The sequence below is a fragment of the Paractinoplanes globisporus DSM 43857 genome (genome assembly GCF_000379645.1).
Taxonomy (GTDB): Bacteria; Actinomycetota; Actinomycetes; order Mycobacteriales; family Micromonosporaceae; genus Actinoplanes; species Actinoplanes globisporus.
This window is the reverse complement of the sequence record NZ_KB903319.1, coordinates 24,699-41,119: the sequence shown is the minus strand read 5'-3', so window position 1 is coordinate 41,119 and position 16,421 is coordinate 24,699. Positions and strand designations below refer to the sequence as shown.

12 protein-coding genes are annotated in these 16,421 nt (G+C 70.8%); 8 read left to right on the top strand and 4 right to left on the bottom strand.

The genetic code is table 11. The annotated features are described in order from the left end of the window. Nucleotides 1-203 precede the first annotated feature (203 nt). Nucleotides 204-1,448: a type VII secretion-associated serine protease mycosin gene (mycP, locus tag A3CQ_RS0132850; RefSeq protein WP_020515197.1), complete on the bottom strand. Its 1,245-nt coding sequence runs from the start codon at nucleotides 1,446-1,448 to the stop codon at nucleotides 204-206. 227 nt (nucleotides 1,449-1,675) lie between these two features. Next, nucleotides 1,676-5,647: a type VII secretion protein EccC gene (locus tag A3CQ_RS0132845; protein ID WP_020515196.1), complete on the bottom strand. Its 3,972-nt coding sequence runs from the start codon at nucleotides 5,645-5,647 to the stop codon at nucleotides 1,676-1,678. 184 nt (nucleotides 5,648-5,831) lie between these two features. Here A3CQ_RS0132845 and eccD point away from each other — a divergent pair, with 184 nt between their 5' ends. Beyond that, entirely contained in the window at nucleotides 5,832-7,265 is a 1,434-nt protein-coding gene (gene eccD / locus A3CQ_RS0132840) for a type VII secretion integral membrane protein EccD (protein ID WP_026206463.1), read from the top strand. A 76-nt stretch (nucleotides 7,266-7,341) separates the two neighbouring features. On the opposite strand, the gene A3CQ_RS0132835 is transcribed toward eccD, so the two are convergent. After that, nucleotides 7,342-7,842, bottom strand: coding sequence for an inorganic diphosphatase (locus A3CQ_RS0132835; protein WP_020515194.1), 501 nt, complete (start codon nucleotides 7,840-7,842; stop codon nucleotides 7,342-7,344). Between the two features lie 786 nt (nucleotides 7,843-8,628). Between A3CQ_RS0132835 and dacB the strand changes: the two genes are divergently transcribed. From dacB to A3CQ_RS0132800, 7 genes are all read left to right on the top strand, one after another. Further along, entirely contained in the window at nucleotides 8,629-10,005 is a 1,377-nt protein-coding gene (gene dacB, locus A3CQ_RS0132830; RefSeq protein ID WP_020515193.1) for a D-alanyl-D-alanine carboxypeptidase/D-alanyl-D-alanine endopeptidase, read from the top strand. 73 nt (nucleotides 10,006-10,078) lie between these two features. After that, nucleotides 10,079-11,140, top strand: coding sequence for an Rv3626c family coenzyme F420 biosynthesis-associated protein (locus tag A3CQ_RS0132825; RefSeq protein WP_020515192.1), 1,062 nt, complete (start codon nucleotides 10,079-10,081; stop codon nucleotides 11,138-11,140). After that, nucleotides 11,141-12,091 (top strand): tRNA lysidine(34) synthetase TilS, encoded by a 951-nt coding sequence (tilS, locus tag A3CQ_RS0132820; protein WP_020515191.1) that lies wholly within the window; start codon nucleotides 11,141-11,143, stop codon nucleotides 12,089-12,091. A gap of 138 nt (nucleotides 12,092-12,229) precedes the next feature. Continuing rightward, nucleotides 12,230-12,805, top strand: coding sequence for a hypoxanthine phosphoribosyltransferase (hpt, locus tag A3CQ_RS0132815; protein ID WP_020515190.1), 576 nt, complete (start codon nucleotides 12,230-12,232; stop codon nucleotides 12,803-12,805). 249 nt (nucleotides 12,806-13,054) lie between these two features. Further along, nucleotides 13,055-15,067, top strand: coding sequence for an ATP-dependent zinc metalloprotease FtsH (gene ftsH / locus A3CQ_RS0132810; protein ID WP_020515189.1), 2,013 nt, complete (start codon nucleotides 13,055-13,057; stop codon nucleotides 15,065-15,067). Further along, nucleotides 15,064-15,711, top strand: a complete 648-nt coding sequence (folE, locus tag A3CQ_RS0132805; RefSeq protein WP_026206461.1) for a GTP cyclohydrolase I FolE — start codon at nucleotides 15,064-15,066, stop codon at nucleotides 15,709-15,711. The genes ftsH and folE overlap by 4 nt, the downstream gene beginning before the upstream one ends. A gap of 40 nt (nucleotides 15,712-15,751) precedes the next feature. Beyond that, a complete protein-coding gene (locus A3CQ_RS0132800; RefSeq protein WP_020515187.1) occupies nucleotides 15,752-16,153 on the top strand; it encodes a RidA family protein in 402 nt (133 codons plus the stop codon). On the opposite strand, the gene A3CQ_RS0132795 is transcribed toward A3CQ_RS0132800, so the two are convergent. Further along, nucleotides 16,150-16,410 (bottom strand): hypothetical protein, encoded by a 261-nt coding sequence (locus tag A3CQ_RS0132795; RefSeq protein ID WP_020515186.1) that lies wholly within the window; start codon nucleotides 16,408-16,410, stop codon nucleotides 16,150-16,152. The genes A3CQ_RS0132800 and A3CQ_RS0132795 overlap by 4 nt on opposite strands. Between the last annotated feature and the right edge of the window lie 11 nt (nucleotides 16,411-16,421).

The following is a 16,421-nucleotide window of genomic DNA, read 5'->3' as shown; positions in this document are numbered from 1 at the left end:
GTTGCCGTGTGTGCGGTGGGGCGCGGGTGGCCATGGGTGCGGCCTGGTGTGGGGTGGCGCGTGTGTGCGGCGGCGGGGCGCGAGTGGCCGTGCGGCGCGGTGTGGGGTGGCGTGTGCGCGGCGGCGGGGGCGCGAGTGACCGTGCGGCGCGGTGTGGGTTGCCGTGTGCGCGGCGGCGGGGGCGCGAGTGGCCGTGCTGGCGGCTACGTCGTGTAGGCGAAGCGGCGGACGGTCAGTAGGGCCGCCATCGCGGAGACCACGAGCAGACCCGCGGCCAGCCACCAAGCGCGGTGTGGGGGATTCGCGGACACCGCGGCCGGGGAGGCGGCCTGGCCGGCGGCTATGCGCGGGGGCTGGGTCGTGGTGTCGTTGGGAGCCGACTGGGCCTGGCCGGGGGCCGGGGCGGAGCCGAAGCGGGCGATGCCGGGCGAGGGCGCGGTGTCGAGCGGGTTTTCGAAGACGGCGGGGACGGACGCGGTCAGGGCGCCGGTCGGGTTGATCTCGCCGAAGCCGTAGGTGGCGTCGCGGCCGGTGGGGCCTCGGTCGGTGGCGGTGCGGATGATCCGGTTTATCACCTCGCCGGCGGGCATCGTGGGCCAGCGGGAGCGGATCAGGGCGGCCGTGCCGCTCACCATCGGGGCCGCGAAGCTGGTGCCCTGCACCTTCCAATAGCCGCCGCCGGACTGCGCGCCGACCAGTTGGGTGGCGGGGGCCGTCACCACGGTCTGCTGGCCGGTGATCGAGCCGTCCCAGAGCAGGTCGGTGTCCTTCTGCATGCCGGCCACGGCGAGCACGCCGGGCTCGCGGGCCGGGTACCACACCTCGGAGTCGGGGGAGGCGCTGGTGTTGCCGGTGCAGGCGACCACGACCACGTCCTTGGCGAACGCGTAGTCGAGGGCGGCCGCCAATGTGGCGCTGCTGCCGTTGCCGCCGAGCGACAGGTTGATCACGCGGGCGCCGTGGTCGACGGCCCAGCGGACGCCCTTGGCCACGATGATCGCGTCGTTGTAGCGGTTCTCCTCGTCGAGCACGCGTACGGGAAGAATCTTGGCCTTGGGGGCGATGCCGATGATGCCGGCCGTGTCGTCGCCGCGGCCCGCGATGATCGCCGAGACCGTGGTGCCGTGGCCGACCAGGTCGGTGTCGCCGTCGCCCTTGGAGTCGACCAGGTCGAGGCCGGGCAGCACCTGGCCCTGCAGGTCGGGGTGGGTGGAGTCGACGCCCGAGTCGATGACGGCGACGGTGACGCCGGCGCCGGTCGCGTAGGTCCACGCGCCGGCCACGTCCAGCGTTTTCAGGTACCACTGGTCGTCGCGGACCGAGTCGCCGACCAGTGGGCTCGGCGGCTCGGCACGCGGCGCGGGACCGGCGACGGCCGGCGCGGCGGGAGCGGCGAGCGCGAAGACGCCGGCGAGCGCGGCCGAGGCAAGGCGCCGGATGCTCAGCAATGCCCACCCCGGACGGTCGGCGCGCGAACCGCGGTGGCAGGCACACGACGCGAGACGGTGGGTATGCGGCATCGCGCCCCGGCGGGCCGGGCGCTTGCGCTCGCAGCGGTCACCAGTCGCATCGCCTATCCGATCCTGGATGGTCGATGCAGATTACTCCGAAACCGCGCGAACTTGGTGGGGTCGGTCGATGCATATCGCACTCGGAGTCTGCCAAATCGGCCGTTTCACGCATAGGGCGGCAGGTGCGCCAACTGCACCAAACGAATGCCCTCACGGCGGGTGAGCAGGCGGCCACGGCCTGGTGGCATCAGCGTCGGTTTGATGGCGCCGATCAAAGCGCCCTCATCGGACGGACCGGACATCACCATGCCCGGCGCGGACAGCTCGCGCAGCCGCTGGATCACCGGTTCGTAGAGCGCGCGGCTCGCACCGCCGGCCCGCCGGGTGAGCACCAGGTGCAGGCCGACGTCGCGAGCCTGGGGGAGGTACTCCAGCAGCGGGGTGAGCGGGTTGGTCGGGCCGGACACCACCAGATCGTAGTCGTCGACCAGGACGAACAGCTCGGGGCCGGTCCACCACGAGCGGTCGCGCAGCTGCTGCGCGGTCACGTCGGGGCCGGGCAGGCGGCGTTCCATGTACCCGGCCACCGACTGCATCAGCTCGAGTGTCTTCTGTGCCTGGATGCCGTACCCGATGCGGTGTTCGGACTCGGGCAGGTCCATCAGGCTGCGCCGGTAGTCGACCAGGATGATCCGGGCCTCCTCCGGGGAGAACCGCCGGATCACCGAGGTGGCGAGCGCCCGCAGGAACGAGCTCTTGCCGCACTCGGCGTCCCCGAACAGCAGGAAGTGCGGGTCGGACGCGAAATCGATCTCGACCTGCCGCAGGTCGGCCTCGGAGATGCCGATCGGCAGCCGCAGGCCGGTGCCACGATCAAGATCCATTTCCGCGTACGGTACGGAGGCCGGCAGCATGCGCACGCGCGGCGCCTGCGGGCCGTGCCAGTTGGTGGCGACGGCCTTGACCAGCGCGTTCGTGTCGGCCATCGTGCTCAGTTCGGGGCGTACGGTCAAAAGGTGTAGGAATTTGTTCTTGTCGGTGGGGTGCTCGACGATGCCGCGGCCCGGCTTCTCCGGCACGGTCATCGCCGCGCGTCGGTTCACTGTGGAGTCACTCGGATCGCCGAGCCGCAGCTCCAGCCGGGAGCCGAACAGGTCGCGGATCGCGGGGCGGAAATCCATCCAGCGCGAGCTCGCCGCGACCACATGGATGCCGTACGACAGGCCGCGGGTGGCGATGTCGGTGATCACGGGCTCGAGCTCCTCGTACTCCTTGCGGAGCGTGGACCAGCCGTCGATCACGAGGAACACGTCGCCGAACGGGTCGGCGTCGGCGTTCGTGCCGGCCGGGTTGGCCCGGCGCCGCCGGTAGGAGGCCATCGAGTCGATGCCCATCGCCGCGAACCGCGTCTCGCGCTCGGTGAGCAGCGTCGAGATCTCGCCGACCGTGCGCCGCACGCCGACCGTGTCGAGCCGGCCGGAGACTCCACCGACGTGCGGCAGGTCCCGGATGGTCGTGAGCGAGCCGCCGCCGAAGTCGAGGCAGTAGACCTGCACCTCGGCCGGGGTATGGGTCAGGGCGAGCCCGCAGATCATCGAGCGCAGCGCGGTCGACTTGCCGGAGAGCGTCGAGCCGACGATCGAGACGTGCCCGGCCGCGCCGGCCAGCTGCAGCCACATCACGTCGCGTACCTGCTCGCGTGGTTTGTCGATCATCGCGATCGGCACCTGGAGCGCGCCGTGCAGCTCGGGGTTGGCGAACGCGAGGCCGCGGACCGGGTCGGCCACCACCGGGCCGAGCAGCTCGTCGAGCGCCGGCGACTGGTTGAGCGGCGGCAGCCACACCTGATGCGCGGGCGGGCCCTGACCGTTGAGCCGGTCGACCATCACGTCGAGCACGCTCTCGCCGGCCGGGATCTCTTCCGGCTTGGGCTGCACCGGTTTCGCCGGCTTGGGCGCGGGGATGTACCGGGTCGAGTACTCCAGCACCTGCGGTACGGCCTGCGCGCCCCCGGCGGCGGCACGGGCGCCGGCCTTGCGCAACGGTCCCGACACGTACGCGGCCTTGAAGCGCAGCAGGGGCTCGGTGCCGAACTTGAGGTAGCCGTGACCGGGCGAGCGGGGCAGCTCGTAGGCGTCGGGCACGCCGAGCACCGCCCGGGACTCGAGCGCCGAGAAGGTCCGCAGACCGATCCGGTACGACAGGTGCGTGTCCAGGCCGCGCAGCCGGCCCTCCTCGAGTCGCTGGCTGGCCAGCAGCAGGTGTACGCCGAGCGACCGGCCCAACCGTCCGATCTGGACGAACAGGTCGATGAAGTCGGGCTTGGCGCTGAGCAGCTCGGAGAACTCGTCGCAGATGACCAGCAGAGACGGCAGCGGTGGCAGGGCCGCACCGCCGGCACGGGCCTTCTCGTAGTCGCGCAGGCTCGCGTAGTTGCCCGCCTTGCGCAGCAGTTCCTGGCGCCGGATCATCTCGCCGTCGATCGCGTCGACCATGCGGTCGACCAGCACCAGCTCGTCGGCGAGGTTGGTGATCACGGCGGCCGTGTGCGGCAGGCGGTCGAGCGAGGAGAAGGTCGCGCCGCCCTTGAAGTCGATCAGGACGAAGTTCAGCGTTTCCGACGAATGGGTCGCGGCCAGCGCCATCACCAGGGTGCGCAGCAGTTCCGACTTGCCCGAGCCGGTCGCGCCGATGAGCAGGCCGTGCGGGCCCATGCCGTCCTGCGCCGACTCCTTGAGATCGAGCTCGATCGGGCTGCCGTCGGCGCCGACGCCCAGCGGCACGCGCAGCTTGTCGCGGTTGGGGCGGGGCATCCAGCTCTGCGTGACGCTGAACGTCTCGGGGTCGCCGAGCCCGAGCAGGTCGGCCAGGCCCATCTCGGTGGCCAGCGGCGTGTCCGACGATTTCGACATCGCGGCCAGCCGCAGCGGCGACAATCGGCGCGCGACCGCCTCGGCCTGCTCGACGCTCAGGTGGTCGGGCGTGCCCACCTCGGCCTGGTGATCCATCGAGTACGTGTTCAGCACGCGACGGCCGCCGGCGTGCGCGGCCTCGAGCACCAGCAACGACCGGTCCAGCAGGCGCGGGGGCTGCTCGTCGAGATCGAGAACGGTAACCCCGTCGATGCCGTCGTCGAGCTGGGTCGCGCCCTTGAGGTTGATTCCGTCCAGCACGATCACCACGTGCGGCGAGTGGCCGCCGGCTCCGGCCGAGCTGAACCGCGCGCGGTTGCCGATCACGTCCTCGAGCAGGCGTTCCAGGTCGGGACCGGTGCTGGCGACCAGCCGCACGTGACCGAGCGCGTCGGTGCGCGACGGGTGCAGGTTGTGCGGCAGCCACTTGACCCACTCCCACTCGGCGCGGCGGTCGGGACCCGCGCAGACCGCGACAATCATGTCGTCGGGGGCGTGGAACGTGGCGAGTTGGCAGATCACGGCCCGGGTCAGGGCGCGGGCGTCCTGCTCGCCGGTGGATCCGGCGCCACGCACGAAGACCCGCGCGAAGCCGCGCAGCGACGCCGCGACCGGCAGGTCGGGTACGACCGAGTACGCGTCCAGGAAGCGCCGCAGGGCGCCGGCGGTCATCGGCTCGAGCTCGTCGAGCGGGCGGGTCTCGGGCGGGATCAGCGGCGTGGCCAGCGTCTGCGGGCCGACCGCGAGCCGGACCACGCCGAAGTCGGGGTCGCTGGAGCGGCGCTCCCAGACCCGGTAACTGCCCGCTGTGGACCACAGCTGATGCGGGTCGGGGTGGCGGTAGAGCATGCCGACGCGCTGCTTGGTCGCGGTCTCGCGGACCCGGCGGCGCAGGCCGGCCAGGTGGCGGAGGTACTCCCGGCGGGCGGCCATCATCTCCGCCTTCTTCGGCGAGCCGCTGGCGCCGAAGCTGGTGGTGAGCATCGCGATCGAGGAGACGCCGAACAGGCCGCCGATGACGTATCCATAGGGGCCGCTCCGGCCCTGGCCCATCATCATGGCCATGGCGACGGAGCCGCCCAGCATCGGCAGCGCCATCATCGCCTGCTGCCAGCGCCCGCCTGTCGCCTGCGGGATCTCCGGCGGCGGCTCGACGGCGATCTCTCCAGTCGGAATCTCCGGCGCCGGGCGGCGGGCCGACCGTTTGATCACCACCGTGCTCATGCCAGGTATGTCCCCTTCGTCCACAAGGGTGTGTGGTCACCCCCCATGCGCGCTCCGTAATCCGGACATCGCGTCGCGCCCATGGTAGGTAATGTGCGGAAGGTCTCGCATCCCCATCCAACCGCCCCGCCCACCACCCTAATATCGACTAAAGCTTCCAAATTTATCGATGGGAAAAAGAGCAGTGAGTGTTGGTTTGGCCCGGGTCACGATCAGCGCACCGCACCGCCGGGTCGACGTCGCACTGCCCGAGCACGTGCCCCTCGCCGAGCTGCTTCCCGAGGTGCTGCGCCATGCCGGCGAGGGACTCGCCGACGACGGCGAGAAACACGGTGGGTGGGTGCTTCGGCGGACCGACGGCGTCGCGCTGGTCACGTCCCAAGGTCTTTTCCCGCAGGGCGTACGCGACGGGGAAGTCCTGCATTTGGTGCCGGCGCACAACGACTGGCCCGAGCTCGAGTACGACGATGTCGTCGAGGCGATCGCTGAGGGGGCGCGTCGTCGCGGTAGCGCGTGGACCGCGGCCTCCACCCGGACGGCGACACTGGCCGCGGCCGGAGTGCTGCTCGGTGTCGGGCTGATCGCGATCATGTTGGTCGGGCCGGCCTGGACCGCCTCGGCCTACGTGGGGCTCGGCGTCGCGGTCGTGCTGGCCGTCGGGGGCGTGACGGCCTCGCGCGCCTACAACGACGGGCGGGCGGGTGCGGCCCTCGGGGCGTACGCGATGCCCTATGCCTTTGCCGGTGGCGCGCTGGTCGTCGCCTCGAACGACCGGGTCGGTGTGCTCACGCCGCTGCCCTGGCTCGGCGACTCCGAACTGCTGGCGGGGTCGGTGGCGCTGCTGCTGGTGGCGGCGCTGGGCGGGGTGGGCGTGGCGGCGTCGCTGCGACTGTTCACGGCCGGCGTGGTGGTCGGGCTGCTGGGAGCCGTGTCCGCGCTGGTCAGCATGTTCACCACCGCGGCCGGGGCGGCGGCCGTGCTGATCTCGGCGCTGGTCTGCGGGATCGGGGCGCTACCGCTGCTGGCGATCAGGTTCGGCAAGATGCCGACGCCGCCGGTGACGCTGCCGACCGGGACCGACGCGGCGGCCGGATTCACCGGCCTGGGGCCGAGCAATGCGCTGGACGCGGCCCGGGAGCGGCCCGATCGGGAGACGGTGTTCGCCGCGGTCACCCGCACCGAGGAACTGCTGGCCGGGATGCTGCTCGGGCACACGGTGCTGGCCGCGGGGGCGTTCCTGGTGCTGGCGGCGTCGGGGTCGCTGTCGTCGCGGATCCTGATCGCGGTCTCGGCCGCGGCGCTGCTGCTGCGGTCGCGTCTGTTCGTGACGCTGCGGCAGCGGGTGCCGCTGGTGGCCGGCGGGCTGATCGGGGTGTTCTGCCTGGGTGTCGACCTGATGCGCTCGGCCGACGCGACCATGCTGCTGGCGCTGGTCGTGGTCGTGCTGCTGCTGGCGATCGTGACCGTGGTCGCCGGGGCCACCTATTCGGAGCGGCCGCCGTCGCCCTACATGGGCCGGGCCGCTGACCTCTTCGACACCATCGTGGTGGTCTCGGTGATTCCGGTGGCCTGCGCGGTGGTCGGCCTCTACGACGCCGTGGGCAACATCCGGATCTAGGTGTCTCCAGGCGACTTGCTGGTCCAGCCGCGGCGGCTACGTGCCACGGCTGGACTGCCGGTGAGCGTGTGGCGGGTCAGTGGTCTTCGTCGGCCTCGGCGACCTCGGCGCGCTTGAACGAGGCGCGGATCTCCTCCTCGGCGTCGACGCGGCCGACCCAGGTGGCGCCCTCGACCGACTTGCCGGGCTCGAGGTCCTTGTAGACGGTGAAGAAGTGCTGGATCTCCATCCGGTCGAACTCGCCCAGGTGGTGGATGTCGCGCAGGTGCTCCTGGCGCGGGTCCTCGTAGGGGACGCAGAGGACCTTGTCGTCGCGGCCCTTCTCGTCGCTCATCCGGAACATGCCGATCGCGCGGGAGCGGATCAGGCAGCCCGGGAAGGTCGGCTCCTGCACCAGGACCAGCGCGTCCAGCGGGTCGCCGTCCTGACCGAGGGTGCCCTCGATGAAGCCGTAGTCCGCCGGGTACTGCGTCGCGGTGAAGAGCGTGCGGTCGAGACGGATGCGGCCCGTCTTGTGATCGACCTCGTACTTGTTCCGCTGGCCCTTGGGGATCTCAACCAGAACGTCGAAATCCATCGTTAGCTCCCTTGACTCGCCCACCGAAGAAGACCGGTCACGACGGCGGGAACCGAGGCGGAAGATCAGTGCCCACGGGATCCGCGCGCAACGGTGTGCCGGATGTCGCTAGTCTCCCCTAAGTCTGGCGCTGCGGGCGAGGAGGGGCACGTGGGGAGGCAAGATTCACACAACGGACCCGCCTACGACGGCCCCGACGTGCCTCGTGCCCCCGAGAAGGCTAGCGGTTCCGCGGGCCGCGCGAGTGTTCCTTCCGGATCTTCGGCGCCTCCGGGCGGACCGTGGGCCACGCCGCCCGGGCAGGCGGGGTTCCCGGTGACCGATAGGGTGGAATCGGGACAGAAGCTCCCATTTGCCGCCTATGGGTTGGAAGATCAACAAATGCAGCCCCGGAACCCTGGTGACTCGTGGCCGGCCCCCGACGGATGGGCCCCGCCGCAGCGGCCCGACTCGGCCGAGCAGGCGTGGGGGGCTTGGGCGACCGCGCCCGGCAACCCACCTCCGGCCGGTGGCGGCACCTATGGGCGGGCATCCGTGCCAGGACCGGCGGCGCCCTCTGGGCAGGGCACTGGGACGAGTTCCGCAGCGCCGGGGCTGACGGCGGCTGAGCAGCGCTCGGCGGTGGCCGGGGCGGGTGGGGAGCGTGCGCCGGCAGGTCAGCCCGGCGGTGGCGCTACGGCCGGGACCAACGACGGTGCCGGCCCCACGAAGGCAGGGACCGGTGCTGAACCTCGTACGGGCGGGGGAAAGCGGAAGATTGTCGCCCTGATCTCGGTAGTCGTGGTTTTGATCGCCGGCGGCGTGCTGATCGGGCTGGTGCGGACGGGACCGGTGCGGGGGTGGCTCGGGGCCGACGCGGTCAGCGCGCCCACGAAGGCGACACTCGGGCCGGACCCGACTCCGACTCCGGTGCTGGCGGCGGCCGACGGGGGCGGGGTGGCGCCGAACCCGGACCGGGTGAAGGTGGCGCTCGATCCGCTGGTGAGCTCGGCGGCCTTGGGTGACACGGTGAACGTGTCGGTGATCGACGCGGCGTCGGGGCAGACACTCTACGACCGGAACGCGGACGTGCCGACGACGCCGGCCTCGACCACGAAGCTGCTGACCGCGGCCACGGTGCTGGCGGCTCGCGGACCGGCCTACCGGCTGAGCACCACGGCGGTGGCGGGAACCGCGCCGGGCGAGGTCGTGCTGGTCGGCGGCGGGGATCCGACTCTGTCGGTCGACGCGAAGGCGCTGTTCCCGGGGGCGGCCCGGCTCGATCAGCTCGCGGCGCAGGTGAAGAAGGCGCTCGGCGGGACCAAGCCGACGAAGGTGCTGGTCGACACGTCATTGTTCAGCGGGCCGGAGACCGGGCTGGGCTGGTCGTCGGACGACGTCTCGCCGCTCGGCCAGGTGGCCCGGGTGCAGTCGCTGATGACCAACGGCGGGCGGGTCAAGCCGGTGCACAACGAGGGTGGCGGGGATCCGCGCTCGCCCGACCCGGCCCTCGCGGCGGGCAAGGCGTTCGCGAAGCTGCTCGGGGTGTCGGCCGCGACGGTCAAGCGGGGGAAGGCGCCGGCCGCGACCTCGACTTCTACGGGGATCGCGCCCGGAACCAGGCTCGGCGTGGTGCAGTCGCCGCCGCTGGTGCAGATCACCGACTGGATGCTCGAGCAGAGCGACAACACGATCGCCGAGGTGCTTGCGCGGCAGGTCGCGGTGGCCGCCCACAAGCCGGCGACCTTCGACGGCGCCTCCGAGGCGATCATCGCGAAGCTGCGCGAGCTGGGGCTGCCGGGTGACGAGGCCGACCTGTACGACGGGAGCGGGCTCTCCCGGCACAACGGGATCAGCCCGGTGCTGCTCACGCAGGTGCTGGCGCTTGCGGCGAACGGGAAGCAGCCGGCGATCACCGGGATCTTCGGCGGGCTGCCGGTCGCGGGCTGGTCGGGGACGCTCGAGAAGCGGTTCGAGAAACCCCAGGTCAACCAGGCCGGCCGGGGCGTCGTGCGGGCCAAGACCGGGACGCTGAGCGGGGTCAACACGATGGCCGGCGAGCTGGTCACCAAGGACGGCCGGATGCTGGTCTTCGCGATCATGGCGAGCGGGTCGTCGAACGCGATCGCGGCCAAGGCGGCGCTCGACCGGGTGCCCGCGCGGCTGGTCGCCTGCGGTTGCTGAGGGGCTGTTGGGCGCTCCAGAGGTCAGGGTTTCTCCGGAGTTCGGGCTGGAATTCCGCGGGTACGGTGGGTGCATGGCGCAGTTCGTTGACTGGGATCTGGCCGCTGCGACCGCGGGGGCCCTCTCCAAATCCGGGCCCGCGGTCTCCTACGAGGACGCGATGACGGTGGTGTCCGAGCTCCGGGCGCTCACCGACGAGGCGGCCGGGCACGTCGCCGAGTACACGGGCCTGACCTCGCAGATCGAGGTTCCGCCGGTGCGCGTGGTGGACCGCAAGGACTGGGCCGCCGTGAACATCCAAGGTCTCAAGCAGGTGATCATTCCGCTGGTCACACGGCTCTCCGGCGACCGGCCGCCGGGCGGGTTCGCCGACGCGATCGGCTCCCGGGTCACCGGCGTGCAGGCCGGCACGATCCTGGCCTATCTCTCCGGCCGCGTGCTGGGGCAGTACGAGGTGTTCTCCGGCAATCCCGGCCAGCTGCTGCTGAACGCGCCGAACATCGTCGAGGTCGAGCGCAAGCTCGGCGCCGACCCGCGCGACTTCCGGCTCTGGGTCTGCCTGCACGAGGTCACCCACCGCACCCAGTTCACCGCCGTCCCCTGGATGCGCGGCTACTTCCTGGGCGAGGTGCAGGCGTTCACCGACGCGTCGCAGAGCGGGGAGCACATCCTCGAGCGCATGCGGCGGGGCGTGGCCACGCTCTCCGACGCGCTGCGCGACCCGGAGAGCCGCGCCTCGGTGATCGACATCGTGCAGACGCCGGCGCAAAAGGCCGTGCTCGACCGGCTCACCGCGCTGATGACGCTGCTCGAGGGGCACGCCGAGTTCGTGATGGACGGCGTCGGCCCCGAAGTGATCCCGAGCGTCGAGTCGATCCGGTCCAAGTTCAACCGGCGCCGGGAAAGCGGCAACCCGCTGGAGAAGGCGGTACGCCGGCTGCTCGGCATCGAGGTCAAGATGCGGCAGTACGCGGAGGGCCGCAAGTTCGTGCACGGCGTGGTCGAGCGGGTCGGGATGACCGGATTCAACAAGGTCTTCGACTCGCCGCTGACGCTGCCCCGGCTCGAGGAGCTCGGCGACCCGGACGCGTGGGTGACCCGGGTGCACGGGCCGCAGCCCGCGATCGGGGGGTAAGTGGCGCGCATCCCGGCGGCGGTCGCGGCGGTGCGGCAGGCCGTCCGCCGCTCGATCCCGCGGGATGGGCTCGTCCTGGTGGCCTGCTCGGGCGGTGCGGATTCGCTGGCCCTGGCCTCCGCCGCTCGATTTGTCGGCTCTCAGGTCGGGCTTGTGACAGTGGATCACGGGCTGCAGGAGGGGTCGGCCGGGCGGGCTTCGGACGTAGCTTCGTGGGCGGTTGCCGCCGGATTTGCCCCGGTCGAGGTGGCTACGGTGTCGGTTGCCGGGTTGCCCGGCGGGCCCGAGGCCGCGGCGCGGACCGCTCGGTACGAGGCGCTCTCCGCCGTCGCTTCGCGGGTGGCGGCGGTCGCCGTGCTGCTCGGGCACACCAGGGACGATCAGGCCGAGACCGTGCTGCTGGCGCTGGCCCGAGGCGCCGGGCCGCGGGGGCTGGCCGGAATGCCGTTCCGCAAGGGGATCTTTCTGCGGCCGCTGCTGGGCGTGGCGCGGGCCGACACCCGCAAGGCGTGCGCGGCGCAGGGGATCGTTCCGTGGGACGACCCGCACAACGTGGATCCGGCCTTTGCCCGCTCGCGGGTGCGGGGGGCGGCGCTTCCGGCGCTGGTGGAGGCGCTCGGGCCGGCGGTGGTCGCCAACCTCGCGCGATCGGCGGGGCAGATCGCGGCCGACAACGCGGCGCTGGACGCCATTGCCGCCGATGCGCGGCAATCGGCGTACGGCGAACAAGGTCTTGAAGTTTCGGTTTTATCGGGTCTGCCGGATGCGATCCGGACGCGCGTGCTGCACGCCTGGGCCAAGGAGCTGGGCGCGTCAGGGGCGGCGCTCTCGCACCGGCACGTCGAGGCGCTCGACGCGCTGGTCAGCGATTGGCATGGTCAGGGGCCGGTGCACCTTCCGGGCGCGATTCGGGTGGCCCGGGTGCGGGGACAACTCGTTCGAGTGCCCTGACCCCCTGTGAGAACTGTCACTCGCGGTGCCTGATTCGGCGGACAGCCCGGGCGGAACGGGCAGTTTTCCAGCGGTTCTCCCGCATCGCACCACGGCCCCGTGCGACGAGCGGCAACCTCCATACGGCAGTCTTACGTCATGGCTGAGGGCTCCTGGTACGACGCCGACATCGACCACGTGATCATCTCGGAGGAGCAGATCCGGGAAAAGGTCGCCGAGCTGGCGAAGCAGGTCTCCGCCGACCATGCCGACGCCGACGGCGGCATCCTGCTGGTCTGCGTGCTCAAGGGCGCGGTCATGTTCATGGCCGACTTCGCCCGGGCGCTGGGCAGGCACGGCCCCTCCACCGAGATGGAGTTCATGGCGGTCTCGTCCTACGGGCAGGGCACCACCTCCTCGGGCGTGGTGCGCATCCTCAAGGACCTGGACCGCGACATCACCGGCCGGCACGTCGTGGTCGTCGAGGACATCGTCGACTCCGGCCTGACCCTCTCCTGGCTGATGAAATACCTGCAGTCGCGCTCGGCGGCGAGCGTCGAGGTCGTCGCGCTCTTCCGCAAGCCGGACGCGGTCAAGGTGCAGGTGCCGGTGAAGTACGTGGGCTTCGACATCCCGAACGAGTTCGTGGTCGGTTACGGTCTGGACTTCGCGGAGCGCTATCGCGAGCTGCCGTACGTCGGCGTGCTCAAGCCCGAGGTGTACGCCCGTAGCTGAACCGCCTTCTCAGCCCGGTCTCAGAATTCGTCTTTATGGGTGGATTTGCCACGAAAGTAGGCTGGGCGGGCGAGGGCGTGCAGGTGTCCGGCCAGCGGGCTCACGGGTTCGCGAACGGCACGTACGGTGTACCGTCGAGTGACCGATGGCGCAGTGTCACTAGCGCCGTCGGGGCCGCCCGTGGCGGCGACGTTGAAGTGACCAGGACGCCGATCAGGAGGGTCCGGGCGCTCGCCGCCCGACAACAGCATGGAGCGTACGCGTTTCTTCCGCCGCCCGGTGGTCTGGATCATTCTGGTGATCATCGGCGTTATCGCGCTGAGCTCGTTCTTCACCAGTGGTCCGAGCTACCAGCGCGTCGAGACATCGGTCGCGCTGGAGCGCCTGAACCAGCCGGGTATCAAGAAGGTCGTCCTCAAGGACAAGGAGCAGACGCTCCAGATCGACCTCGCCCAGACGGAACGGTTCGACGGCAAGACCACCGACAAGATCGAGACTCAGTATCCGTACGAGTCGACGACCGCCATCTGGCAGGACGTGCAAGAGGCGAAGACCGCCGGCCGGATCACCGGCACGATCGACACCAAGGTGTCCGGCGACAACATCCTCTTCAGCCTGCTGATCAACCTGCTGCCGATCGCCATCCTGGTGGTCCTCCTGCTGCTGTTCATGTCGCAGATGCAGGGCGGCGGCTCCCGGGTGCTCAACTTCGGCAAGTCCAAGGCCAAGATGATCACCAAGGACACGCCGAAGACCACGTTCGCGGACGTGGCCGGCGCCGACGAGGCGGTCCAGGAGCTCTACGAGATCAAGGACTTCCTGCAGAACCCGGCGAAGTACCAGGCTCTCGGCGCCAAGATCCCGAAGGGCGTTCTGCTGTTCGGCCCGCCCGGAACCGGTAAGACGCTGCTGGCCCGCGCGGTCGCCGGCGAGGCCGGCGTCCCGTTCTACTCGATCTCCGGTTCCGACTTCGTCGAGATGTTCGTCGGTGTCGGCGCGAGCCGCGTCCGCGACCTGTTCGAGCAGGCCAAGTCGAACGCGCCGGCGATCGTCTTCGTCGACGAGATCGACGCGGTCGGCCGGCACCGCGGCGCCGGTATGGGCGGCGGTCACGACGAGCGCGAGCAGACGCTCAACCAGCTGCTCGTCGAGATGGACGGCTTCGACACCAAGGGTGGCGTCATCCTGATCGCGGCCACCAACCGGCCCGACATCCTCGACCCGGCGCTGCTCCGCCCGGGCCGCTTCGACCGGCAGATCCCGGTGGACAACCCCGACATGGAGGGCCGCAAGGCGATCCTGCGGGTGCACGCCAAGGGCAAGCCGTTCACCCCCGACGTCGACCTCGACGCGGTGGCCCGCCGAACGCCCGGTTTCTCCGGCGCCGACCTGGCCAACGTGATCAACGAGGCCGCGCTGCTCACCGCGCGTAACGAGAAGCGGGCGATCTCGAACTACTTCCTCGAGGAGTCGATCGACCGGGTCGTGGCCGGCCCCGAGCGGCGCACCCGGGCGATGAGCGACAACGAGAAGAAGATCACCGCGTACCACGAGGGCGGGCACGCGCTGGTGGCGTACGCGCTGCCGCACTCCGCTCCGGTGCACAAGGTGACGATCCTGCCGCGTGGCCGCTCGCTCGGTCACACGCTGGTCCTGCCGACCGAGGACAAGTACACCCAGACCCGGGCCGAGATGATCGACACCCTGGCGTACGCGCTGGGTGGCCGGGCCGCCGAGGAGCTCGTCTTCCACGAGCCCACCACCGGCGCCGGCAACGACATCGAGAAGGCGTCCGGCCTGGCCCGGGCCATGGTCACCCAGTACGGCATGAGCTCGAAGCTGGGCGCCGTGAAGTACGGCACCAGCGGCGACGAGCCGTTCCTGGGCCGCAGCATGGGCCACGAGCGGGACTACTCCGACTCGGTCGCCGCCGACATCGACTCCGAGGTGCGGGCGCTCATCGAGCTCGCGCACGACGAGGCGTGGGAGATCCTGGTCGAGTACCGCGACGTCCTCGACAGCATGGTCCTCGAGCTGATGGAGAAGGAGACCATCACCCGCGAGGACATGGACCGGATCTGCCAGCGCGTCGTCAAGCGGCCGCCGATGTCGCCGTTCAACGGCTTCGGCAAGCGTCTGCCCTCCGAGGCGCCGCCGGTGCTCACCCCGGCCGAGCGGGAGAAGCTCAAGGCCCAGGCCGAGGCGGACGGGCAGTTCGCCATGGGGTCGAACCCGAACGGAAGCGTGGAAGGCAGCATCTGATCAGCGACGACGGCGATCTTGACTATCTCGCCGCGCGCCTGGTCGACGGCAAGCTCACCGGTGCTCCGGTCGAGTCTGCCGTCGACCTGGCCCGGATAGAGAAGGCGGTCCGCGAGATCCTCATCGCCATCGGTGAGGATCCGGACCGCAACGGCCTGGAGCGGACTCCCGCCCGGGTCGCACGCGCGTACGCCGAGCTCTTCGCCGGCCTGCGGGTCGACCCGGCAAAGGTGCTCACCACCACGTTCGAGGCCGATCACGAGGAGTTCGTCCTGGTCCGCGACATCGAGGTGATGAGCATGTGCGAGCATCACCTGCTGCCGTTCAAGGGCGTCGCGCACGTCGGGTACATCCCGGGCACGCACGGCCGGATCACCGGACTGTCCAAGCTGGCCCGCCTCGTCGAGGTCTACGCCCGCCGCCCTCAGGTACAGGAACGACTCACCTCGCAGATCGCCGACCTGCTGCTGGAACGGCTGGAGGCGCGCGGGGTGATCGTGGTGCTCGAGTGCGAGCACCTGTGCATGGAGATGCGCGGCATCCGGAAGGTGGGCGCCCGCACGATCACCAGCGCGGTGCGGGGCGCCTTCCAGCACGACGGCAAGGTGCGGGCCGAGGCGATGGCCCTGATCAACGCGCGTTAATCCGGTGTCCGCCGGTGGCCGTCGTGGCCATACTGACCGCGTGCTCGAGAAACTCAACCCGCCCGGCGTCCACGAGACCGCGGGCTACCACCACGTCACCATCTCGCCGGCCGGGCGGCTCGCCCATCTGGCCGGGCAGTGCCCGCTCGACCTCGCCGGCACGGTCGTCGGCGCGCCCGGCGACTACGACGCGCAGACCGACCAGGTCATCGCCAACTGCCTCACGGTGCTCGCCGCGGCCGGTGCTTCGCCCGACGACGTCGTACGGTCGATCATCTATGTGGTCTCGCCGGACAGCTCTGTTCTCGCCGGGGTGTGGGATCGGCTCAACGCCTCGCCGCTCGGGCCGGCCTTCAATACCGCCAGCACGCTGCTCGGTGTGGCCTCGCTGGGCTATCGCGGGCAGTTGGTGGAGATCGACCTCACCGCCGCGCTGCCTTAAATGACGGTGCGGAACGTGTCGGCGGCGTCCATGGCCGCCCGGGTCAGCTGGGCGGCCTCGTCGAGCCTCGTGCGGGCCTGCTCGAGATGCGCGATCGCCGAGGCCACCGACGGGTGGAACGAGCCGACCGCGGTCATCCGGAGCAGCGCCAGCGTGTCTTCCAGCTGGTCGGTCACCTGCTGAATGCCGGTCACGGCGCGGCCGGCGCCGTCCACGGACGCGGCTACGTTCGCCTTGACCTCTTCGACACTCGCCACGTTTACCCCAT

Coding starts and splice junctions, on each gene's coding strand:
- A3CQ_RS0132825 (WP_020515192.1), top strand. CDS start 10,079: ATGGCGCAGTTCGTTGACTGGGATCTGGCCGCTGCGACCGCGGGGGCC.
- A3CQ_RS0132835 (WP_020515194.1), bottom strand. CDS start 7,842: ATGGATTTCGACGTTCTGGTTGAGATCCCCAAGGGCCAGCGGAACAAG.
- A3CQ_RS0132845 (WP_020515196.1), bottom strand. CDS start 5,647: ATGAGCACGGTGGTGATCAAACGGTCGGCCCGCCGCCCGGCGCCGGAG.
- ftsH (WP_020515189.1), top strand. CDS start 13,055: ATGGAGCGTACGCGTTTCTTCCGCCGCCCGGTGGTCTGGATCATTCTG.
- hpt (WP_020515190.1), top strand. CDS start 12,230: ATGGCTGAGGGCTCCTGGTACGACGCCGACATCGACCACGTGATCATC.